A 21,640-nucleotide genomic window follows, 5' to 3' on the forward strand; every position below is an offset into this window, starting at 1 on the left:
CTTTGTGGCAGCGCCCTGAGCTCGGTATTGGGGACGGAGGGTGCCGAGCTCAGGGCGGCCGGTCTCAGTGTTTTTGCGCGGTGAACAGCAGATATTCCCACCTCATGGTGCCGTTGGCCAGGTATTCTTGTGCGAGCTCGGTGAGTTGGGTGTCGAGTTCGGCGGCGAGCACTGTGTTGTCGCCAATGTTTGCGTAGGCCTCAATCGTCGGGCCGTAATGGTTCTTGAAGTAGTTGTGGACGCCCTCGGCAGTGTCAAAACGTTTCACTTCGAGCAATCTACGATCCGTTTTGACATCGGTGACGCCATCGCCCAGCAGCCCGCGGATGTAGGCCTCACGTCCCCACAGCGCCGCTGGGGGTAAGGCCGCCGACAGACTTGGCTGGTATGGTCGGATGGTGGCCAACATTCGGCCAAAGAATCCCTCTTGTGTCCAGCTGATCACACCGATCATCCCGCCGGTCCGGCAAACTCGAACCAACTCGCTGGCAGCGCGTCGATGGTCTGGTGCGAACATCACGCCAATTGCTGACATCACGACATCAAACTCCCCGTCACCAAATGGCAGGGCTTGTGCATTGGCTTCCCGGTATTCGAGCGTCAATCCGCACTCTGCAGCTCTGGCCTGGGAGCGCTGTAACAGTTTCGGTGTCAGGTCGGTGGAGACGATGGTGGCACCCGTCTTGGCGGCGGGAAGCGAAATGTTGCCGGAACCGGCGGCGACATCGAGCACTCGAACACCTGGTCGGATGCCTGTGGCGGCGACCAGGATTGGTCCTAGCGGGGCCATAAGCTCCTCGGCCATCAGGGCGTAATCGCCCAGTGCCCACATCGCTCGATGGATGGCCGCAAGCGATTGGTCCTGGTGGATGGGTATGTCAAGGTCCATGTGTTCTCCTCCCAGGTATGATAGCGCCCGCTAGAAATAGTATGTATCAGCAACAGTAAATGTCCATAACAAGTAAATTACCGATAACATCTGTGCGTGATTGCACATGCCGTCGACGTATTCTACGTCACATGTGTACAAGCTGCGGAATAGCTGGGACGGGGACTGTTCTTAAACTGTTTCAGTGCGTCTCGTCTTTGCCGGCACTCCAGAACCCGCGCTGCCTGCGCTGCGTTGTCTCATCGACTCGCCCCACCATGACGTGATTGCGGTGTTAACCCGACCCGACGCCGTATCCGGTCGGCGGGGCAAGCCGGAACCGTCGCCGGTGGCCCGTGAGGCGCTCGATCGTGGCATCCCATTGCTGCGGCCAGCGCGGCCGAATTCGCCCATGTTCGTCAGCGAACTATCGGAGTTGGCACCCGAGTGTTGCGCGGTGGTGGCTTACGGCGCGCTGTTAGGCAATCCGCTGCTTGCGGTCCCCCCGCACGGCTGGATTAACTTGCACTTCTCGTTACTGCCAGCCTGGCGCGGTGCGGCGCCTGTGCAAGCTGCGATCGCCGCCGGGGACACAATTACCGGAGCGACGACATTTCGGATCGAGCCGAGCTTGGATTCTGGACCGGTTTACGGAGTCGTTACCGAGAAGATCCAGCCGACTGATATCGCCGGCGATCTGCTTGAGCGATTAGCGGTTTCGGGGGCGACGCTGCTGTTGAGTACTTTGGACGGTATCGCTGACGGAACGTTGACGCCGCGACCGCAACCGGACGACGGGGTCAGCGTCGCGCCGAAAATCACCGTTGAGCAGGCCAGGGTGCGTTGGGATCTGCCAGCGCTAGTTGTTGAGCGTCGTATTCGGGCCGTCACACCTAACCCGGGTGCTTGGACACGCATCGGTGAACTACGGGTCAAACTCGGACCGGTGTGCCTCGGTACTGGCGTCGCTGAACTTCCGAGAACGCTAAACCCCTTGCTTCCCGGTGATATTCACGTAGACCGCAAAAGCGTTTGGATCGGTACTGGTTCAGATCCGGTGCGGCTTGGTCAGATTCAACTTCCGGGAAAGAAATTTATGAATGCTATTGACTGGGCGCGTGGTGCCCGGCTGGATCTCGCAGTGCAGGCCTTATGACCTCAGAACGGGACAAGCCACGCCGAAACCGGTTAGACCGCAAACCGATCCGGTCGCAGAACCGGGTACGCGGAACGTGCCATCGGCCGCTAGACCCGGCGCGTGACGCTGCGTTTCAGGTGCTTCGAGCGGTCACTGAACGTGGCGCGTATGCGAACCGTGCGTTACCCGCATTGCTGCGGCGACGCGGTATCAGCGGCCGCGACGCGGCGTTTGCGACCGAGCTGGCGTACGGCGCGTGCCGAACCCAGGGTTTGCTCGACGCGATCATCGGTGCTGCGGCAGGACGCTCGCCGCGAGCGGTCAATCCAGTGCTACTCGATCTGCTCCGGCTGGGTGCTTACCAGCTGCTGCGTACCCGCGTCGAGGCACACGCCGCGGTTTCCGCTACAGTCGAACAGGCTGGAATCGAATTCGACTCAGCACGAGCGGGTTTTGTCAATGGCGTATTGCGTACTATCGCCGAGCGAGATGAGCGATCCTGGGTGGACGAACTTGCCCCCGATAAGTCAGGCGATTCGATCGGGTATAAGGCGTTTGTCCATGCTCATCCCCGCTGGATTGCTCAAGCCTTCGCTGATGCGCTCGGCTCGGCGGTCGCAGAACTCGACGCGGTACTGACCAGTGACGACGAACGGCCCCAGGTGCACTTGGCGGCCCGTCCGGGAAGGCTGAGTGCCGCAGACCTGGCCGACACGGTGCATGGCACTGTCGGGCAGTATTCTCCGTATGCGGTGTACTTGTCTGGTGGCTACCCCGGACAACTGCCGCCGGTGCGCGATGGCGCAGCCCTAGTCCAGGATGAGGGTAGTCAATTGGTGGCTCGTGCACTCACTATGGCTCCGGTCGACGGTGATGCTGGCCGATGGCTGGATCTGTGCGCCGGGCCGGGTGGCAAGACCGCGCTACTGGCTGCGTTGGGTGTTGGTTGCGGTGCTCGGGTCACCGCGGTCGAGCCAGTGCCACACCGCGCCGATCTGGTGGTGGACAACACCCGAGGGTTGCCAGTAGACGTCCTGTGTGTCGACGGGCGCCAGTCCGGGCTCGAATTGGGCTTCGACCGGGTGCTCATAGATGTGCCTTGCACCGGGTTAGGCGCACTGCGCCGTCGGCCCGAGGCTCGCTGGCGGCGTCAGCCCGGTGACGTGCCAGCGTTAGCAAAGCTGCAACGCGAGCTTTTGAGCGCCGCGATCGCGCTAACCCGACCCGGTGGTGTGCTGCTCTATTCGACGTGTTCACCGCACTTGGCCGAAACGGTAGGGGTGGTAGCCGACGCGTTGCGTCGCCATCCTGTGCGCGCGTTGGACACCCGATTGTTGTTTGAGCCGATCACCGAGGGGCTAGGAGATGGTCCGTATGTGCAGCTTTGGCCGCACCGGTACGGTACCGACGCTATGTTCGCGGCCGCACTGCGTCGCCTGCTGTGAGTTGCGCCGCGGAGCTCAGTAGTCTGTCGCTCATGTCTGGCAACAATGCGAGACCTTTGATTGCGCCGTCGATCCTGGCGGCTGATTTTGCCCGGCTCGCCGACGAAGCCGCCGTCGTGGCTGGCGCCGACTGGTTACATATCGATGTGATGGACGGCCACTTTGTGCCTAACCTGACGATCGGACTGCCAGTGGTGCAGAGTCTGTTGGCCGCCAGCGACGTCCCGATGGATTGTCATCTGATGATCGACAACCCAGACCGGTGGGCACCGCCATACGCCGAAGCGGGCGCCTATAACGTCACCTTCCACGCCGAGGCCGCCGATAATCCGGTCAGGATAGCCTACGACATCCGGGCGGCTGGTGCTAAAGCGGGGATTAGTGTGAAGCCTGGGACACCGCTGGATCCTTACCTGCACATCTTGCCGCACTTCGACACCTTGCTCATCATGTCGGTGGAGCCCGGCTTCGGGGGCCAGGAATTCATCTCCGAAGTGCTGAGCAAGGTGCGTGTAGTACGCAAGATGGTCGACTCGGGCGAGTTGACGATCCTGGTCGAGATCGATGGTGGCATCAATGCAGACACCATTGAGCAAGCCGCCGAAGCTGGTGTAGACTGCTTCGTCGCCGGATCGGCGGTTTATGGCGCGACCGACCCCAGCGCTGCGGTAGCTGCTTTACGGCGACAGGCTGATGCTGCATCGCCTCATCTACGCCGGTGAGCGTTCAGACAGTCGACAGCCTCGATGCCGCCATGCGGCTGGCTGTAGAACAGTCTTACCTGGTCAAAGGTACCACCTATCCGAATCCACCGGTCGGGGCAGTAATCATAGACCCTGGTGGGCGGGTTGTCGGTGTTGGTGCCACCGAGCCTGCCGGCGGCGACCATGCTGAGGTGGTGGCGTTGCGCAGGGCCGGTAGTACCGCGGCCGGCGCTATTGCGGTGGTCACTCTCGAGCCGTGCAACCACTACGGCAAGACCCCGCCGTGCGTGAACGCGTTGTTGGAGGCTAGATTAAGCACCTTAGTATACAGTGTCGCTGACCCGAATGCGATCGCTGGTGGCGGTGCGGCTCGGTTGACGGCAGCTGGCGTGCATGTGCAGTCTGGGGTGCTGGCCGATCTGGTGACCGCCGGACCGCTGCGGGAGTGGCTGCACAAACAGCGGACCGGGCTGCCTCACGTGACGTGGAAGTACGCCAGCAGCATCGATGGCCGCAGTGCTGCTGCCGACGGCTCCAGTCAGTGGATCTCTAGCGAAGCCGCGCGTGCCGACCTGCATCGTCGCCGCGCCACCGCCGACGCGATCATGGTCGGCACCGGCACTGTCCTAGCCGACAATCCGACCCTGACGGCCCGCCTGGCTAACGGCACGCTGGCTGATCGACAACCGCTGCGGGTAGTGGTGGGTATGCGGGATATACCGCCAGAAGCGAACGTTCTCAACGACGATTCGTCCACCATGGTGATCCGTACCCACGATCCCATGGAAGTCCTTAAGGTTCTGTCAGACCGGACAGACGTGTTGCTGGAGGGAGGCCCCACCCTCGCCGGGGCTTTTTTGAGGGCCGGAGTGATCAACCGGGTCTTAGCCTACGTCGCGCCGATCCTGCTGGGCGGCCCCGTCACCGCCGTCGACGATTTGGGGGTGCCTAACATTGCGCGGGCGCTGCGTTGGCAGTTCGACGGCATCGACCGGGCTGGCTCGGATCTGGTACTCAGCCTGGTGGCGCGGTAGCGGGTAACCGTCACGGCGTTGCCACTGGGTCTTTTGCGGCCTGCTGTTCCGGGACTTCTGGCTCGTCTGTGTGTTCCTTGCGGTCGCTTATCAGTAGACCCAGCAACGCTCCGATAACACACACGATGGCCGTGATCGTGAATATGTCGCCGTACATCATTGTGTATGCACGTTGGGCCTGGCCGGCTATCGCAGCCGTACGTTCCATCAGGGTGGCGTCGTGCGGGACTTCCATCGACAACCCCGCAAGGATTTGGTTGAACCGGTACAATCCCCAGGCGGTTAGCGCAGCTACCCCAATCAACATGCCCGTCATCCTGGCCACCACTACCGCCGCTGAGGCGATGCCGTGCTGCGCTGTTGGGACAACTCGCAGAGTAGCAGACGACAGTGGGCCGATCACCAGGCCAAGTCCTAAACTGGCCACCAACAGGTCGATGTGCATCGCGGGCATACTGAACAGACCAAAGATGTTATGTCGGTAGTTCAACAAGTCGACCGGCCAGTGTGAGATCAGCCAATAGCCGCCGGCAGCGATAAGCAGCCCGATGAAGGCTATCGTGCGGTCACCGGCCTTGGTGGCGATCCATCCGCCTACTAGCGCTCCGATCGGCAGCGTGATCAGAAACCACACCAACAGCCCGGCCGCTTGAGTTTGGTCCATTCCCAACACGCCCTGACCGAACAATTCCACGTTGACCAGCGTTACCATCAGCGCCGCACCCGCAGCGACCGACGCGCCCAGTGTGCACAGGAAAGGCCGGAAATGCACACCGGCAGGATCAAGCAGCCGGGTGTGCGCGCAGCGCTCCCAGATCGCGAATGCCACCGCGGCGACGATCCCCCCGACCAGTACGGGCAACCCATAGCTCGGCAGCACCTGTTTGCCGTCGGGTTGAGGATTATATAGCCCGATGACCACGAGGCCCAGTGTGATGGCCAGCAGTACACCACCGACCACATCGACCTTCTCCGACTCGTCGTTGCGGTCGTGTGCCGGCAAGCTGACCTGGATCATCAGCATGGCAATCGCGGTCAGCGGGACGTTGATCCAGAACACGTATCGCCAATCGCTTAGTAACCAAACGATGAAAATGCCATACAGCGGACCCAGCACGCTGCCGAGCTCCTGCGCGGCGCCAATGCCACCGAGCACGCCGGCACGGTTACGCTGTGCCCACAAATCGGCACCCAGCGCAAGGGTGATCGGCAACAGCGCACCGCTGGCGACACCCTGGATGGCGCGGCCCGCGATCAGCATATGAAAATCGCCAAAATGCCCGGCCAGCGCAGTCACCACCGACCCGACGGCGAAGCTGGCTAAGCTGACTTGAAGCAGCAGCTTGCGGCCGAATCGGTCGGAAGCCCGGCCCAGCAGTGGCATTGCGGCAATGTAGCCCAACAGATACATCGTGACGATCCAGGTGACTCGCTGCATCTGGTTCACCGGGATGCCGACATCGTGCATTATGTCGCGCATGATGGCGACCACGACATAGGTATCTAGGGCGCCAAGCAGTACTGCGAGGCTGCCGGCGCTGATCGCGACTCGCCGTCTCGCCCACGTGCCCATCAGTTTACCTGGGGTTTTGTGACTTGCACCGTTTCGCCCCAATTCGACAATGTCATCTGGACGGAATTGCCTGAATCCTTATCCATCCTGATCTGCGCTAGCTGGTGATTGCCCGTTTCTTGAACCCAGACGATAGCCGGCGTGGGCTGTGTAGCGTTGAAGGGCGGCGCGATCTTGTTCACGGCATTAGCGGAGACGGTTCCACCGATACGGACGGCGTTTTGACCGTTGATGCTGTCGCGGCCCTCGGCCTTAGCGTCGGTGAAGTTCGCCAGCACGTTGGCCAGGCCGGTGTCCGGATTCAGGATCAACGCGACGTCATAGATGTTGGAGGCCTTACCGAAATTGCTCCATTTGTTCGGCGTGAAGGTGGCATACAGATCTCCGTCGACAACCACAAAGTTGGCATTCAGATCGGACCCGCCAAGTGTGATCGTGGCGTTTCCCGACGCGGCGATGTTCGGGTGCGTGGTCAAGTCACCTGTGAGCGTCTTGACGGGCAGCCCGGTAATTTTGCCGTTCACCGACAACACTAGGTGTGCGCTCGTGACGTTCTTGGTGACCTCAATGGCCTGTTTGACCAAGGTCGTTGCGTCGGGCAGAAGCCCGCCGCTCAGCTTGGAGTCCGACGAACAGCCGGCGATCATGGCGGTAGCGACGCTCAGGGTGGCGAGGACGGCGAAGAGACGGCTGTGACGTCTGAGGTCTTGCATACCCTGCATCGTAGTAGAGGGTGCCAATGATCAGCCCGGAAAACACGGGTCATGTTCATAGGGTCGAACATAGCGTGCCGGTACTGCTTGACGATGGCGTTTGCCGTGCCCCATAGGGGTGGGCAGACGGCCAACTAGCCTGGTGCCATGTTCACCGGAATTGTCGAGGAACTCGGAGAGGTGATTGGTCGGGACGCTCATGCCGATGCGGCGCGCTTGATCATTCGCGGTCGCACTGTTACCGCCGACACTAGCCATGGCGATTCGATCGCGGTCAACGGTGTGTGCCTCACGGTGGTGGAGGTGCTGCCCGACGGCCAATTCAGCGCCGATGTGATGGCCGAAACGCTACATCGGTCCAACTTGGGTGAGTTAGGGGTCGGCAGTCGGGTCAACCTGGAACGTGCCGCGGCCGTCAATGGCCGGCTCGGTGGGCACATTGTGCAGGGACATGTGGACGACATCGGTAAGGTGGTGACCCGCACCGTATCAGAACATTGGGAGGTGGTGCGGATCGAAGTGCCCCCGATGGTGGCTCGTTATGTCGTCGAAAAGGGCTCGATTACTGTCGATGGGATTTCACTAACGGTTTCCAGGCTTGGCGCTGAACCGCGGGACTGGTTCGAGGTTTCGTTGATCCCAACGACCCGAGAACGGACCACCCTCGGCCGTGTTCTGATGGGAGCGCAGGTGAACCTTGAAGTGGACGTCACCGCCAAATATGTTGAGCGGCTAATGCAGAACGTGCCCACCGGGATTTGACCGTATAGCCGTTCTCGTAGCGACATTGCGGCTGCGTCATGTAGCCGCGGGGCTCATGCCGTGGAATCTGTTCTGAAAAGTCGGAGTAATAACCACACCGGCACGGTGGTTCATACTGAATGCAGCGCGTGGGCTGCTTGATCGGCCCTTTTGATAGCAAGGTGGCGAAGATGACGAGGTTGGACTCCGTCGAGCGGGCGGTTGCCGACATTGCGGCCGGTAAAGCCGTCATCGTCGTCGATGATGAGGACCGCGAGAATGAGGGCGACTTGATCTTCGCTGCCGAAAAGGCAACGCCGGAGATGGTGGCTTTTATGGTCCGTTATACCTCGGGATACCTGTGTGTACCGTTGAACAGCGCGATCTGCGACCGGCTGGGCCTGTTGCCGATGTTTGCGGTGAATCAAGACAAAAATGGGACCGCTTATACAGTCACTGTCGATGCGAGAAACGGTGTCGGCAGCGGGATTTCGGCTTCTGATCGAGCTACCACAATGAGGTTATTGGCTGACCCGGCTAGCGTCGCCGACGATTTCACCCGTCCTGGTCATGTAGTTCCGTTACGTGCCAAGGATGGCGGCGTATTACGCAGGCCGGGTCATACAGAGGCCGCCGTCGACCTGGCCCGGCTGGCGGGACTGCAACCCGCGGGAGCGATCTGCGAGATCGTCAGCCAGAAGGACGAAGGCTCCATGGCACAAACCGACGAGTTGCGGGTCTTCGCTGATGAGCACGATCTTGCGTTGATAACCATTGCTGACCTGATAGAATGGCGGCGTAGGCATGAAAAGCATATTGAGCGGGTTGCTGAAGCCCGGATCCCGACCCGTCACGGAGAGTTTCGTGCTATCGGTTACGCCAGCATCTACGAGGATGTCCAACATGTGGCACTGGTCCGTGGCGAGATCGACGGGCTCAGCGCTGACGGCGACGACGTATTGGTCCGGGTGCATTCTGAGTGCTTGACGGGTGATGTGTTCGGCTCGTGGCGTTGCGATTGTGGACCCCAGCTCGATGCCGCAATGGCGATGGTGGCGCGGGAAGGGCGTGGCGTGGTGTTGTACATGCGCGGCCATGAAGGTCGAGGTATCGGACTTATGCATAAACTGCAGGCTTACCAGCTACAGGACGCTGGCGTGGACACCGTGGACGCTAATCTCAAGCTTGGATTCCCAGCTGATGTAAGGGATTACGGCATTGGTGCGCAGATACTCGTCGATCTCGGAGTGCGCTCAATGCGGCTATTGACTAACAACCCAGCCAAGCGGGTCGGACTGGACGGGTACGGACTGCACATCATTGAACGGGTGCCGCTTCCAGTGCGGGCCAATGCGGATAACATTCGTTACTTGATGACTAAGCGCGATAAGATGGGCCACGACCTGGCCGGGTTGGATGATTTTCATGCATCAGATCACTCGCCAAGTGAATTTGGCGGTGCTTTGTGAGTGGTGGAGCCGGAGTTCCAGAGGTTTCGGCGATTGATGCGTCCGGTCTACGGCTCGGTATTGTCGCGAGCACGTGGCATGGCAAGATCTGCGATGCGTTGTTGGTAGGCGCGCGTAAAGTTGCCGCTGACTCGGGTATCGACAGTCCGACGGTGGTCCGCGTGCTCGGTGCCATTGAGATTCCGGTCGTGGCGCAGGAACTTGCCCGCAACCATGATGCAGTCGTTGCACTGGGAGCTGTGATCCGTGGTGCTACACCACATTTCGACCATGTCTGCAATTCCGTAACACAAGGCCTGACGCGCGTAGCGCTGGATACCTCGACTCCGGTTGGCAACGGCGTGCTGACCACCAATACCGAGGAACAGGCGCTGGATCGGGCTGGACTTCCGACGTCAACCGAGGACAAGGGGGCCCAGGCGGCAACCGCTGCCCTGGCCACTGCATTGACCTTGCTTGATTTGCGCGCTCGGAAATGACAACAAAGTTGAACCGGGGCAACTGGGATATAGAACTGCGTCCCTACCGGATGCCGTTATTTTCCTATGCTGCAGCGTTTCTGATCGCAGCAGTGCATATCACGGTGAGTTTGCTGCTCAAAATCAAGTCCAGTGGGGTGGTCTTCCAGACCGCTGATCAGGTGGCGATTGGTGTGCTGGGGTTGGTTATAGCGAGCGCAGTGCTGTTGTTTGCGCGGCCACGACTTCGGGGTGGAGCTGCCGGACTGTCAGTGCGTAATCTCATAGGCTACACTATGATTCCATGGTCTGATGTGGTTGATGTGTCGTTTCCTTCCGGAAGCCGCTGGGCGCGAATCGACCTGCCCGACGATGAGTACATTCCGTTGATGGCGATCCAGGCTGCTGATGCGGAGCGTGCTGTGGAGGCCATGGATGCTGTACGTGCGCTGCTGGCACGATATCGGTCGAACCTGCACGAGTGCTGATGCGGACGCCATCGGCGTATCGGGCGGATAGCGACTATTATTTGATCAGTGCTTGGTCGTGTGAAGGCCCAGCAGCTGAGGTGTTCAATGAGATCCACTGTATCGGTGATTCAGCGTCTGCTCAATGCTGTCGCGGTCACCTTTGTTGGCTAGCTGGGCTAATTAATCGAAGATACGGTATCCGCCGTTAGTTTGGGCCGACCCTGTTAGATGACGTATACCGAATCGCCTTTGTTCTGAGCGCGAGTGTTGGTGTGTGGCATAGGCTAGCCTGGCGTGTGGTCTCTTGTCGGGAGGTTGAGTGATGGTTGATTATCCGTTTGGGACCAGGCGTGATGCGGGTCAGGATGTTGCTTGCGTTGCGGGGCAGTTGGGTGGGGTTGGGTCAGTTGGTGGCGGCCCTGGTGTTGGAGACGGGGGTGAATGAGGATTGTGCGAGGTTTGCTCGTGAACAGCAAGCAATGGTCCGGTTAATGGGTCATCCCGACATTGTGGCGGTGTTGCAGGTGGGGCAGACTGCGGGGGTATCCGTTTTTGGTGATGCCTTATTGCTGGTAGGGGTCTTGGCAGGAGCGGATCGTGCGGTTGGCGGTGTTGGCCGTTTATAAGGTGTTGCGGGTGGAGGCGAAGATAGCCAAGGCGTTGGCGTATTGGCTTGAGGTTATTCATCGTGATGTGAGGCCAGACAACATTTTGCTGACCGATTATGGGCAGCCGACGCCGAGTCGTTGTGGTATTGCTCGGGTGGTGGGAGGTTCAGGCCACTAGCGGGAGGGTTGTGGGTTTGCCAGCGTTTTATGTGCCGGAGGTGGTTAGTGGTGAGATGTTTTCGCAAGCTTCAGAGGTGTATGGTTTGAGGGCAGTTTGTTTGCGGCGTTGACTAGCCATGCTGCTTTTGAACAGCGTCATGGTAAGCATGTGGTGGCACGGTTTTTGTGAATTGCTACTGATCCGGTGTCTGAGGCATGTGAGCATGGTGTCGCCGATGAGTTAGCCGTGGTGATCCGAGAAGCGATGGCGCGTGCGCCGGAGGATCGACTCACTGTGCGGGAGCTTGGTGAGCAGCTGCGCGGGCTATTGGGTGGGTCGCGGTTGGTGACGGTTAGTAGTGTGGGCGGGGTTGGCTCGATCACCTTAGCCCGCTATATCGTTGGCGAGTTGGCGGCGACGTTTGCCGGTGGGGGTGTGATTGGTGGAGCTGGGGGATTGTCGCGATGGTGCACTGTTAGTCGAGGTGGTGGCCCGTGATGTTAAACATTCAGGATCGGTCGGGTCGGTGGCCCATCGACGTTTTGGTTAAGGCTTTGGGTCAGCATCATGCGTTGGCGGTTTGAGACAACTGTCAGTGAAGTGCCTTGATTGATAAGGTGGCTAAGCTGGTTCGAAGTGTTGTTAGGGCTGTGGGCAGTTGCAGATTCTGGCTACTAGCCGTGAAGTTCTGGATGTGAGTGGTGGCGTTGGTCCTGCTGGGTTGTTCGGGCTTTGACGATAAGTCCACCTTGGGGATGTTGGCTGGCTATGACGCCGCGAGGTTGCTTGTTGAGCGAGCCCATGCGACGTTGCAGGGTTGCATTTTTAGTGGCGCCAATACTGGTGCGTTAGCATGTATCTGCGGCTAGCGGGAGGCCGTGCGGTTGACTATATGAGTTAGCGGCGGCTCGGTTGCAGGCGATGTCGTTGACGCAGATCGGTGATAGGGTGGCTGATCTCTACGGGTCGCTGGCCCGTAAGCGTCGGGGCGTTCCGCAGCGTCAGCAAACCTCGACCTAGCGTATTGGATGGAGCTATCAGCTATGCGTTAACTCTGGGCAGCAGTTGTGGGAGCGGTTTGCGGTGTTTGCTGGGGGCTTTGGCTTGGCCGCCGCCCAGCAGGTGTGCATCGTGGACTCGGGCGCTGATGATCTTCTTTGACGTGCTGTGTGCTTTGGTGGATAAATCCATTCCTGATCAACACTGAATACTACGACCCGGTGCGCTTAAGATTGCTTGATGCCATTCCGTGACTATGATCGTGCGCACATCGTCGACAGTGGCTAGCTGCCGCTGCAGCAACGCCACGCCGTCTGGTGTCAGCAGCTGTTGACAGACGCGGCATCGGAATGGTGGGGGCTTCGCCAAGTTTGGTGGCTCCAACGCTTCACCCTTGAAATGCCCCACATCAGCGAGGGGTTGCAGCTCGGCTTGACCGACAGTCTGGAAGCTATTTTAGCGATGACCATTGCGATGCGTTTTTCAATGGGATGCTTGGCGAGGGCCGCCGGTGGCTGGACCTGGTGTTGAGTGCGACTCCGCCTGAGCCGACCGTCAAGCGCATCTAGGTCCTATTCGCTGCAGCGAATATCGTTGTTCTACAAGGCGATATCTCGGCGGTGCGAGACCTGTTCGCCGAGGAGCATCGCCACTTGGAGGTGATCGACGAGTACACCGCTATGTTTAGCAGCAACCTTGAACGGTCCTAGGACTGCGTCAAGCCGGCCTTGACCGCGGCCGGCGATATCAAAGTACAAGCTTCGTCAATAGTACTCTATAGATTAAGCGCTCTAACTGTCCGCTAATGTTAGCAATGCGTTGCGCTGGTCTGAAAGTACCCGCAATGACCCAAACCCACGACAAACCGATTCTACAAGAATACACGTTATTGACAATATATACTCTATCTTTGGCGTCTACAGTGTGCCAAAACGTTGCTGTGTCAAAGCCCACAACTTTTCCAGTTGATCAGATATGTGTGTGTGACTGCACAATGTATCTGGAGCTGCTGACCTGGATCGCGGACTCAAACGGCACTCTACGGTGGGATGTGGTGCTGATAGCGGCCGCCGATGCGCTATTGGTGCTCCTTATTAATATGGTTGCCATTAATATGGTTGCCGCTATGTGGGGACTCCCACGAGGTATGCGGACAATGCGCCCGTGAGCAGGTAGATTCGGTCAAATGACAGGCCGTGTACAACCATGAGCAACTCACTTACCTTACGATGAGGCGGTTGCCGCTGCCTTCTCCAAAACGCTCGCGTCTGACCGTTAGCGTCCTCCTCCAGGAATCCACTTGAACTACAAGATTATTCTTTACCCAGATGTGGTCGACACGTGCAGCCGTCGACAGGGATAGTGTCGTCGAAGACATGGACATGTACTTTTTAATTGCCTAATGGCAGTTCTGGGGTAGCGAGACGTAATCATAACCGTGGTTCTGTTGGTCGACAATGATTTTCGTTAGTATGCAGTTAGCTGAATTCTCGTCGGTATCGCTGTTCGAGGGCTCGCCACATTGTCGTGCCAGTGTTGTAGGCTAAGTTCATCGTCGTCTACAATAACTGCCAGTTCGGAATGTATGAACCGATGGTTATCAATAGCTTCGGCGTATCCTGTGGGTTCGCTGTGGTCCTCCGATGCCAAGCACGGGTTCGCTCGGGCGCAGAGGGTGTCGGAAATGAAGGTACAACCGACGGCTGGATTACCTGACGAAACTCAACGGACTGTCGAATAGTTGGGCAATAACCCTTTTCGGTGTTCTCTGTGTGGGCTACGTCGTTTATGGTGCGTGAGGATGAGGCCAAAGATCGAGGACAGGGAGTATAAATGCGTGAATAGCTGTTGAGGGGCGGTGTTGGCGGTCGCGGTTCTAAACGTTGGAGTGCCGGTAGCCCAGTCCAGTGGAAGAGCCGATTGGGCGATGTTTGTCTGGATGCCCCGAGTGATAGTTGGTTTGGCCCGGTGATAATCAACTTCTACAGTGGGGTCGGACTTTCAGTACTGGAGTCTTATCGCTGACTGGCAGCTCGAGAGAATGGTCTTACCTAGGGAATGTGTGGCTCTGGGTTCAATGGTATGGGCCCGCCTACAGCTGTACGTGAACTGGATCAGCTAGCCTGGGACTATCGGGCTCAACGATCTGATCAAAAATGATCTTGCTGCCTGCCTTGCTGTTCTCGGCAGCCTGGATCTTGGCACGTGGGTATCCACCCGCTAGTGTACCTACCAGGCGCTCTACCAACATATGAACATATGGGATAGCGCACTATGACCGGGCTTGCCCGATGGGCACCCGCCTTTCTCGAACCTCTGCTAGCGACCACTAGCCTAGATGTGTGTCAGATCCCGCGACGTATCGTCCCGCAGCCGGGTCCATCCCGGTCGAGCCGGGTGTGTACCGATTCTGGGATCCGCATGGGCGCGTCATTTACGTCGGCAAAGCCAAAAACCTGCGCAGTCGACTGACGTCGTATTTCGCTGACGTCGCGAACCTGCACCCGAGGACTCGGCAAATGGTGACGACCGCGGCCAAGGTCGAGTGGACGGTAGTCAACACCGAGGTCGAGGCGCTGCAGCTGGAGTACAACTGGATCAAGGAATTCGATCCGCGCTTCAACGTCCGCTACCGTGACGACAAGTCTTATCCGGTGTTGGCTGTCACCCTGAGAGAGGAGTTTCCGCGGCTGATAATCTATCGTGGGCCGCGGCGTAAGGGTGTGCGCTATTTCGGACCGTATTCGCACGCGTGGGCTATTCGGGAAACGCTGGATCTGCTCACCAGGGTGTTTCCAGTTCGATCTTGTTCAGCTGGAGTATTCAAGCGGCACAAGCAAATCGACCGTCCATGCTTACTCGGTTACATCGACAAATGTGCGGCGCCGTGTGTGGGTAGGGTCAGTGCCGAGCAGCATCGTCAAATCGTGACAGACTTTTGCGACTTCCTGTCCGGCAAGACCGACCGGTATGCCCGTGACCTAGAACAGCAGATGAATGCCGCCGCGGAGCAACTTGATTTCGAACGAGCCGCCCGGCTTCGTGACGACCTTTTTGCGATCAAGCAGGCTATGGAAAAGCAGGCGGTGGTTTTCAGTGATGGCACTGACGCTGACGTGGTGGCATTCGCTTACGACGAACTGGAGGTGGCGGTGCAGGTGTTTCACGTTCGCGGCGGGAGGGTGCGTGGCCAGCGTGGTTGGATTGTTGAAAAGCCTGGCGACTCTGGTGGTACCGGTGAAGAGCAATTGGTGGAGCAGTTCCTGACACAGTTCTACGGCGAACAGGCGGAGTTAGACAGTGCTGCTGACGAATCCGCCAACCCGGTTCCCCGCGAGGTGTTGGTGCCGTATCTACCGTCTAACGCCGATGAGTTGGCCAGTTGGCTGTCCGGTATGCGCGGATCTCAAGTCATGCTGCGGGTACCACGACGCGGCGACAAACGCAAGTTAGCTGAGACAGTGCAGAAAAACGCGAAAGAGGCACTACAGCAACATACGCTGAAGCGTTCCGGTGACTTAAACGCCAGATCCGCTGCGCTACAGAATATTCAAGAAGCACTGGGGCTGGCTGATGCGCCGCTGCGGATCGAGTGCATCGACATCAGCCACGTACAGGGCACTGATGTGGTGGGGTCTCTGGTGGTATTCGAGGACGGCCTGCCACGCAAGTCAGATTACCGTCACTTCGGGATTCGGGAAGCTGCTGGGCACGGGCGCTCTGACGATGTCGCCTCCATTGCTGAAGTCACTCGGCGTCGATTCATGCGACATCTGCACGATCAGAACGACACGAACTTTCTTTCTCCGGAAGGAAAATCGCGCCGATTCTCCTATCCGCCCAATCTGTATGTCGTGGATGGTGGTGCGCCCCAGGTCAATGCAGCCAGCGCAGTGCTCGACGAGCTTGGTATCACTGATGTGGCGGTGATTGGTCTAGCTAAGCGACTCGAAGAGGTGTGGGTGCCGTTCGATCCTGACCCGGTCATCATGTCGCGCAACAGTGAGGGTCTATTTCTGCTGCAGAGGGTCCGTGACGAGGCGCACCGGTTCGCTATCACCCACCATCGCAGCAAGCGCTCCAAACGAATGACCGCGTCGGTACTGGACTCGGTGCCGGGTTTGGGAGAGCACCGCCGCAAGGCATTGGTTACTCACTTTGGATCAGTAGCTCGCCTCAAGGAGGCCACCATAGACCAGATCACTGCCGTTCCAGGTATTGGTGTGGCAACGGCCACCGCCGTCCTTGAGGCGCTGCAACCCGACTTGCCCGGAGCTTGAGGATGACGACTCACAGTGGGGATAGCGAGGTTCGACGTGGTACTACGCGTGTGTCTGGCGAGGTCATGGTCGGAATTGACGTTGTCCTGGTGACTGGATTGTCCGGAGCCGGACGCGGCACCGCGGCCAAGGTGCTTGAGGACCTCGGTTGGTATGTCGCTGACAACCTTCCGCCCCAGCTGATCACCCGGATGGTGGATTTCGGGTTGGCGGCTGGGTCGCGGATCACCCAGCTGGCGGTGGTGATGGATGTGCGATCGCGCGGCTTCACCGGCGATCTGGACTCGGTGCGCAGCGAGCTTGCTACCCGCAACATCAATCCGCGCGTGGTTTTTATGGAGGCATCCGACGACATGTTGGTACGTCGCTATGAACAGAATCGACGCAGTCATCCGCTGCAGGGTGAGCAGACGTTGGCTGAGGGCATTGCCGCTGAGCGTAGGATGCTGGCTCCGGTTCGCGCCACGGCCGACTTGATCATCGACACGTCGACGCTGTCCGTGCGCGGCTTGCGGGAAAGTATCGAGCGTGCGTTCGGTGGTGATGCCGGCGCGACCACCAGTGTGACTGTGGAGTCTTTCGGCTTCAAGTACGGCCTGCCGATGGACGCTGACATCGTGATGGATGTGCGGTTTCTGCCGAATCCGCATTGGGTCGATGAGTTACGTCCGCTCACTGGCCAGCATTCGGCGGTGCGCGACTATGTGCTGGACCAGCTTGGCGCGGATGAATTTTTGGAGACTTATCATCGATTGCTTTCTCTGGTTGTCGACGGCTATCGACGGGAGGGGAAGCGCTATATGACAGTCGCCATCGGTTGCACCGGCGGCAAGCATCGCAGCGTGGCGATCGCGGAAGCGTTAATGGGACTGATGCGGTCGGATCTGCAATTGTCGGTGCGGGTGTTGCACCGAGATCTAGGTCGCGAATGAGCTCATCTGACAACCCCCCAAGCAACCAAAGTATCGTGGCGCTGGGTGGCGGACACGGTCTGTACGCGACGTTGTCGGCAGCTCGTCGGCTTACCCCCTACGTCACGGCGATCGTGACCGTCGCCGATGATGGGGGCTCCTCTGGTCGGCTGCGCAGCGAATTGGGAGTGGTGCCACCAGGCGATTTGCGAATGGCCTTGGCGGCATTGGCATCCGACAGCCCATATGGACGACTGTGGGCGACTATCCTGCAGCATCGATTCGGCGGCAGTGGTGCTTTGGCTGGACATCCGATCGGTAATCTGCTACTCGCTGGTCTCAATGAGGTGCTGGCCGATCCAGTCGCCGCGCTCGACGAGGTCGGACGCATCTTGGGGGTCAAAGGCAGGGTGTTGCCTATGTGCCCGATTGCGCTGCAGATCGAAGCCGACGTGTCCGGTCTGGAGGTCGATCCACGGATATTCCGGTTGATCTGCGGTCAGGTGGCGATCGCGTCCACACCGGGAAAAGTGCGGCGGGTGCGGTTGCTTCCGGTGAACCCGCCGGCGACCAGACAGGCCGTCGACGCCATCATGGCTGCCGACTTAGTGGTGCTAGGGCCGGGGTCGTGGTTCACCAGCGTGATCCCGCATGTGCTGGTACCGGGGCTTGTTGCGGCGCTGCAGGCTACCACCGCCCGACGAGCGCTGGTGCTCAACTTGGTGGCCGAGCCGGGTGAGACAGCGGGGTTTTCCGTAGAGCGTCACCTGCACGTACTTGCCCAGCATGCACCCGGGTTTACCGTCCACGACATCATCATCGACGCTGACCGAGTGCCGAGTGACCGGGAACGGAAGCAGCTGCGTCGCGCCGCAACACTGCTGCAGGCCGAGGTCCACTTCGTCGACGTGGCCAGACCTGGTACACCTTTACATGATCCAGGCAAGCTGGCGGCAGCCCTGGACGGGATGCGGGTGGGTAACCGGGATTCATCGGTGCCTACGGTAATGGCCACCGAACCGATGCGGCTCGACGGTGAATGTCCACAGACCGGGGTGAATGGACCGGTTGGCAAGGGACCAAGGGGTGACGACGCGTGGCGATGACGACCGAAGTCAAGGAAGAATTGAGCCGCCTAGTAGTGAAATCGGTTAGCGCGCGTCGTGCGGAAGTTACGTCCCTGCTGAGGTTCGCTGGCGGGTTGCACATCGTTGGTGGCCGTGTGGTGGTCGAAGCTGAGGTCGACCTGGGCAACATCGCGCGACGGCTGCGCAAGGATATCTTCGATCTGTACGGCTACAACGCGGTTGTACATGTCTTGTCGGCTAGTGGGATTCGCAAGAACACTCGATACGTACTACGGGTGGCCAATGACGGTGAGGCGCTGGCGCGTCAAACCGGTCTGCTTGACATGCGTGGCCGCCCGGTACGCGGTTTGCCGGTCCAGGTTGTAGGTGGTAGTCGTGCCGACGCTGAGGCTGCGTGGCGAGGCGCTTTTTTGGCACATGGATCGCTGACTGAGCCAGGACGTTCGTCGGCATTGGAGGTTAGCTGCCCCGGCCCGGAGGCCGCGCTGGCGCTAGTGGGTGTGGCGCGCAGGCTGGGGGTAAGTGCTAAAGCCCGCGAGGTGCGTGGTGCCGATCGTGTGGTGGTGCGCGACGTTGAGGCGATCGGCGAGCTGCTGACCCGTATGGGCGCCCAGGATACCCGGTTGGTTTGGGAGGAGCGTCGGATGCGTCGCGAGGTGCGGGCGACGGCCAACCGGCTCGCCAATTTCGACGACGCCAATTTGCGCCGTTCGGCGCGGGCCGCGGTCGCGGCGGCCGCCAGAGTAGAGCGGGCACTGGAGATACTCGGTAATACGGTGCCTGATCATCTGGCCTCGGCAGGCAAACTGCGTGTCGAATATCGACAAGCTTCGCTGGAGGAACTGGGGCGACTCGCCGACCCTCCGATGACGAAAGATGCTGTGGCAGGACGTATTCGGCGATTACTGTCCATGGCTGATCGCAAAGCGAAGGTTGAAGGCATCCCCGACACCGAGTCCGCGGTTACCCCAGACTTGTTGGAGGATGCCTAAGCCTCACGACGATGCGTGCCATGCAACGCTGTGAGGGAGAGATGGGCGGGGCAATTGCCCAGGATTGCTTGGTGTGGCCCGTATGCTAGGATCATGGTCGGGGCATGAAGCGGCTTTTCGCAGTGTTGATATGACGTTTTGTACTGTGGAAACAGCGGAGTTGGCACATGTATGTTGGTGATCTGTGATCCCGTTCACGCACCCGAGTACAGCTTTCGGCGACTCCGCGAACTAATTAACGAACGGCGGCCCGAACTAACATAGTTGCGGTGGAGTGCTACCGGTGCCTTGCTCGGGCTGGGTCAGTCGTGGCTTGTTGAGGACGACCTGAAAGGCGACTTCCGCGTCCGCCGCGTCGGTGTGCTCGCTCACGGTGGTCGATGTGAGATCGACGAGTTCGCGGACCGGCTGGTATCCAGCAAACTGAACCGTTCACGACCATTGTGGGAACTGTGGGTGTCAGAAATATACGTGTCGTAACGCTGACCAAAATGCATCACTGCTATCGTCAACGGGGTCGCGGGCGCTGGGTTGGGCGAAATCCTGGTAGACGTCATGACGTAATCTTGACTACCGCGAGCGCAGATGATGATAGCATAAGTATAGAGTGTGGTTCCCGAGCCTGGAAAGGCGTGCGGTGGCCGCCCTCATTAATGTCGGAATTATGACTCCTTTCCGCATCGGGCGGTTGGTGTAGTAGACCGTTCGTCAGCAGATTGCCATCCTTGGTATCCACAGCAAGACGTCGCGACGCTTTGAAGCGCCCAAGACCCGGTTCAATGCGTCAGTTTCGCTGCATAAGCGGATTAGTGGCTGTTGCGTTGAGCTGGCCCGGGTCAAGGGTGCCAAAGACACCTTCGTGTCAAGCTCAACGACGTTGTACTTGCGCTGGTGGCGGGGGTGGCTCGCGAATATACACAAGCGTGGCGAGTTGCTTGTCAAGCCGCTCATCTAGCAGATCCCGGTCTCCCACCCGCACCGACAAAACGCTGAGTGAAGTTGGGAACCAGATCGGTTCGACGACTGGGCCACTTGTCACCAATGTGGTTGACCCCGGCGAACGACTCAATACCATCCACGAGAGCACGCAGAGCGCCAAAGAAATGACCAAAGCGCTCTCGGCGCATTAAGTCATGGGGTCACCCACCCGAGCATACCGCAGCTGGCCGCACCCGCCTACACGGCCACGGGGCTGTCGCATGACCTGGCACCAATCAACCTTGCCGTCTCCAGTGTGCTCGCCCTGCCCTTCTCGCTGTGTATGGCTGGCGCCACGCTGGGATCGCTGGTGTCACTTGGGCCACCCGGTCATGGACGTCATCCTAAAGATCGCTTGCTTCTAGTATGAGGACCACTTGGACTTGGACTTTGGCTTTGTCACCACTCCGAAGTTGTCAACGACATCGGCGAGATGGCCGACGCCATGGAGTCCGTACTGACTGAACAGGAGCGCGCCACGGAATTGCGGTAAGCGCAACCGTGACTCGGGTTTAGCCCGATTGACCATTGAGGCCGATTGCTCCGGTGCCGAGGGATTCCCGGTAGGTCGTTCATTGGCGATGCGTTGTCAAAGTCGTCCTTGTTATCGTACTCGCTGGCTTGACCGGGAGCAGATGCATTGGCTACATAGTTAATTTAGTGGTAGCCCAAGCAGGATTGGGTGAGCGTGTACATCAGGTTGTGCAGTTACTGTAGCGGCGATGTGTTTGCTGTCTCTGCGGATACAAGCATGCCGCCAGCGACGGCCAAGGCGCCCACCAATTAGTCGTAAAGAACACCGGCCTGCGCACTAAGCTTTTGATAGATCTAGCTATGCTGTCTGAACAGGTCGGCGATCGTGATCGACACTTCATCAGCGCCCGCCGTCAGTACGCTGGTGGTGGCCGCGAGTGCGACTTCGTTGGCCGCGGTCAGCGTCGGTCCAAAACCGGCCAGATCCGTTGACGTAGCTGCAAATACTTCCGGCGCCGCTATTACAGAAGACATCAC

The 21,640-nt window shown here is 59.2% G+C and carries 20 protein-coding genes and 1 pseudogene; 17 read left to right on the forward strand and 4 right to left on the reverse strand.

The features are described from left to right. Positions 1-64: 64 nt before the first annotated feature. Positions 65-889: a class I SAM-dependent methyltransferase gene (locus MUBE_RS12060; RefSeq protein WP_116540714.1), complete on the reverse strand. Its 825-nt coding sequence runs from the start codon at positions 887-889 to the stop codon at positions 65-67. A gap of 184 nt (positions 890-1,073) precedes the next feature. On the opposite strand from MUBE_RS12060, the gene fmt reads away from it, so the two are divergent. From fmt to ribD, 4 genes are read left to right on the forward strand one after another with little or no spacing between them, the layout of a single operon-like run. Further along, the gene (gene fmt, locus MUBE_RS12065; RefSeq protein ID WP_116540715.1) at positions 1,074-2,024 is read left to right on the forward strand and encodes a methionyl-tRNA formyltransferase; all 951 of its coding nucleotides are present in this window, start codon (positions 1,074-1,076) and stop codon (positions 2,022-2,024) included. Beyond that, positions 2,021-3,451: an RsmB/NOP family class I SAM-dependent RNA methyltransferase gene (locus tag MUBE_RS12070; RefSeq protein ID WP_116540716.1), complete on the forward strand. Its 1,431-nt coding sequence runs from the start codon at positions 2,021-2,023 to the stop codon at positions 3,449-3,451. Before fmt ends, MUBE_RS12070 begins: the two co-directional genes overlap by 4 nt. Before the next feature lie 32 nt (positions 3,452-3,483). Next, positions 3,484-4,173, forward strand: coding sequence for a ribulose-phosphate 3-epimerase (rpe, locus tag MUBE_RS12075; protein WP_424399094.1), 690 nt, complete (start codon positions 3,484-3,486; stop codon positions 4,171-4,173). A 32-nt stretch (positions 4,174-4,205) separates the two neighbouring features. Continuing rightward, complete coding sequence (gene ribD / locus MUBE_RS12080) at positions 4,206-5,189, forward strand: bifunctional diaminohydroxyphosphoribosylaminopyrimidine deaminase/5-amino-6-(5-phosphoribosylamino)uracil reductase RibD (RefSeq protein WP_424399095.1); 984 nt, start codon at positions 4,206-4,208, stop codon at positions 5,187-5,189. A 10-nt stretch (positions 5,190-5,199) separates the two neighbouring features. On the opposite strand, the gene MUBE_RS12085 is transcribed toward ribD, so the two are convergent. Together MUBE_RS12085 and MUBE_RS12090 are read right to left on the reverse strand one after the other, a co-directional pair. Beyond that, positions 5,200-6,762: an MFS transporter gene (locus MUBE_RS12085; protein WP_116540718.1), complete on the reverse strand. Its 1,563-nt coding sequence runs from the start codon at positions 6,760-6,762 to the stop codon at positions 5,200-5,202. Continuing rightward, complete coding sequence (locus MUBE_RS12090; RefSeq protein ID WP_116540745.1) at positions 6,762-7,475, reverse strand: LppX_LprAFG lipoprotein; 714 nt, start codon at positions 7,473-7,475, stop codon at positions 6,762-6,764. Before MUBE_RS12090 ends, MUBE_RS12085 begins: the two co-directional genes overlap by 1 nt. A gap of 147 nt (positions 7,476-7,622) precedes the next feature. On the opposite strand from MUBE_RS12090, the gene MUBE_RS12095 reads away from it, so the two are divergent. From MUBE_RS12095 to MUBE_RS12155, 13 genes and pseudogenes are all read left to right on the forward strand, one after another. Then, on the forward strand, positions 7,623-8,237 hold the full coding sequence (locus MUBE_RS12095) for a riboflavin synthase (protein WP_116540719.1): 615 nt from the start codon (positions 7,623-7,625) through the stop codon (positions 8,235-8,237). A gap of 170 nt (positions 8,238-8,407) precedes the next feature. Then, positions 8,408-9,685 carry a bifunctional 3,4-dihydroxy-2-butanone-4-phosphate synthase/GTP cyclohydrolase II gene (locus MUBE_RS12100; RefSeq protein WP_116540746.1) on the forward strand — a complete coding sequence of 426 codons (1,278 nt, stop codon included), beginning with the start codon at positions 8,408-8,410 and terminating at the stop codon, positions 9,683-9,685. After that, positions 9,682-10,164 carry a 6,7-dimethyl-8-ribityllumazine synthase gene (gene ribH, locus MUBE_RS12105; RefSeq protein ID WP_116540720.1) on the forward strand — a complete coding sequence of 161 codons (483 nt, stop codon included), beginning with the start codon at positions 9,682-9,684 and terminating at the stop codon, positions 10,162-10,164. Before MUBE_RS12100 ends, ribH begins: the two co-directional genes overlap by 4 nt. Next, positions 10,161-10,631 (forward strand): PH domain-containing protein, encoded by a 471-nt coding sequence (locus MUBE_RS12110; protein WP_116540721.1) that lies wholly within the window; start codon positions 10,161-10,163, stop codon positions 10,629-10,631. The genes ribH and MUBE_RS12110 overlap by 4 nt, the downstream gene beginning before the upstream one ends. 308 nt (positions 10,632-10,939) lie before the next feature. Beyond that, positions 10,940-11,239, forward strand: coding sequence for a hypothetical protein (locus MUBE_RS12115; RefSeq protein WP_133297108.1), 300 nt, complete (start codon positions 10,940-10,942; stop codon positions 11,237-11,239). Then, positions 11,211-11,399 (forward strand): protein kinase family protein, encoded by a 189-nt coding sequence (locus MUBE_RS15215; protein ID WP_133297109.1) that lies wholly within the window; start codon positions 11,211-11,213, stop codon positions 11,397-11,399. The genes MUBE_RS12115 and MUBE_RS15215 overlap by 29 nt, the downstream gene beginning before the upstream one ends. A 186-nt stretch (positions 11,400-11,585) precedes the next feature. Further along, positions 11,586-11,879: a hypothetical protein gene (locus MUBE_RS12120; protein WP_116540723.1), complete on the forward strand. Its 294-nt coding sequence runs from the start codon at positions 11,586-11,588 to the stop codon at positions 11,877-11,879. A gap of 200 nt (positions 11,880-12,079) precedes the next feature. Next, positions 12,080-12,250, forward strand: a complete 171-nt coding sequence (locus tag MUBE_RS16015) for a hypothetical protein (protein WP_165849843.1) — start codon at positions 12,080-12,082, stop codon at positions 12,248-12,250. A 2,472-nt stretch (positions 12,251-14,722) separates the two neighbouring features. Further along, on the forward strand, positions 14,723-16,660 hold the full coding sequence (gene uvrC, locus MUBE_RS12135) for an excinuclease ABC subunit UvrC (protein ID WP_116540725.1): 1,938 nt from the start codon (positions 14,723-14,725) through the stop codon (positions 16,658-16,660). Positions 16,661-16,725: 65 nt separating this feature from the next. Then, positions 16,726-17,592, forward strand: a complete 867-nt coding sequence (rapZ, locus tag MUBE_RS12140) for an RNase adapter RapZ (protein ID WP_116540747.1) — start codon at positions 16,726-16,728, stop codon at positions 17,590-17,592. Beyond that, positions 17,589-18,677, forward strand: a complete 1,089-nt coding sequence (yvcK, locus tag MUBE_RS12145) for a uridine diphosphate-N-acetylglucosamine-binding protein YvcK (protein ID WP_116540726.1) — start codon at positions 17,589-17,591, stop codon at positions 18,675-18,677. Before rapZ ends, yvcK begins: the two co-directional genes overlap by 4 nt. After that, positions 18,674-19,651 carry a DNA-binding protein WhiA gene (gene whiA / locus MUBE_RS12150; RefSeq protein ID WP_116540748.1) on the forward strand — a complete coding sequence of 326 codons (978 nt, stop codon included), beginning with the start codon at positions 18,674-18,676 and terminating at the stop codon, positions 19,649-19,651. Before yvcK ends, whiA begins: the two co-directional genes overlap by 4 nt. 82 nt (positions 19,652-19,733) lie before the next feature. Further along, positions 19,734-21,122, forward strand: a pseudogene (locus MUBE_RS12155) (wax ester/triacylglycerol synthase domain-containing protein). 335 nt (positions 21,123-21,457) lie between these two features. Here the strand turns inward: MUBE_RS12155 and MUBE_RS12160 are convergent. Then, positions 21,458-21,637: a PE family protein gene (locus MUBE_RS12160; protein WP_116540727.1), complete on the reverse strand. Its 180-nt coding sequence runs from the start codon at positions 21,635-21,637 to the stop codon at positions 21,458-21,460. Positions 21,638-21,640 lie beyond the last annotated feature (3 nt).

Source organism: Mycobacterium uberis, from assembly GCF_003408705.1.
Classification (GTDB): Bacteria; Actinomycetota; Actinomycetes; order Mycobacteriales; family Mycobacteriaceae; genus Mycobacterium; species Mycobacterium uberis.

Excerpts from the sequence above, each read along its gene's own strand:
- whiA (WP_116540748.1), top strand. The coding sequence starts at position 18,674 with ATGACGACCGAAGTCAAGGAAGAATTGAGCCGCCTAGTAGTGAAATCG.
- MUBE_RS12160 (WP_116540727.1), bottom strand. The coding sequence starts at position 21,637 with ATGTCTTCTGTAATAGCGGCGCCGGAAGTATTTGCAGCTACGTCAACG.
- MUBE_RS12095 (WP_116540719.1), top strand. The coding sequence starts at position 7,623 with ATGTTCACCGGAATTGTCGAGGAACTCGGAGAGGTGATTGGTCGGGAC.
- MUBE_RS12070 (WP_116540716.1), top strand. The coding sequence starts at position 2,021 with ATGACCTCAGAACGGGACAAGCCACGCCGAAACCGGTTAGACCGCAAA.
- MUBE_RS12085 (WP_116540718.1), bottom strand. The coding sequence starts at position 6,762 with ATGGGCACGTGGGCGAGACGGCGAGTCGCGATCAGCGCCGGCAGCCTC.
- MUBE_RS12110 (WP_116540721.1), top strand. The coding sequence starts at position 10,161 with ATGACAACAAAGTTGAACCGGGGCAACTGGGATATAGAACTGCGTCCC.
- rapZ (WP_116540747.1), top strand. The coding sequence starts at position 16,726 with ATGGTCGGAATTGACGTTGTCCTGGTGACTGGATTGTCCGGAGCCGGA.
- rpe (WP_424399094.1), top strand. The coding sequence starts at position 3,484 with ATGTCTGGCAACAATGCGAGACCTTTGATTGCGCCGTCGATCCTGGCG.
- ribD (WP_424399095.1), top strand. The coding sequence starts at position 4,206 with ATGCGGCTGGCTGTAGAACAGTCTTACCTGGTCAAAGGTACCACCTAT.
- MUBE_RS12090 (WP_116540745.1), bottom strand. The coding sequence starts at position 7,475 with ATGCAAGACCTCAGACGTCACAGCCGTCTCTTCGCCGTCCTCGCCACC.
- yvcK (WP_116540726.1), top strand. The coding sequence starts at position 17,589 with ATGAGCTCATCTGACAACCCCCCAAGCAACCAAAGTATCGTGGCGCTG.
- MUBE_RS12100 (WP_116540746.1), top strand. The coding sequence starts at position 8,408 with ATGACGAGGTTGGACTCCGTCGAGCGGGCGGTTGCCGACATTGCGGCC.
- MUBE_RS12060 (WP_116540714.1), bottom strand. The coding sequence starts at position 889 with ATGGACCTTGACATACCCATCCACCAGGACCAATCGCTTGCGGCCATC.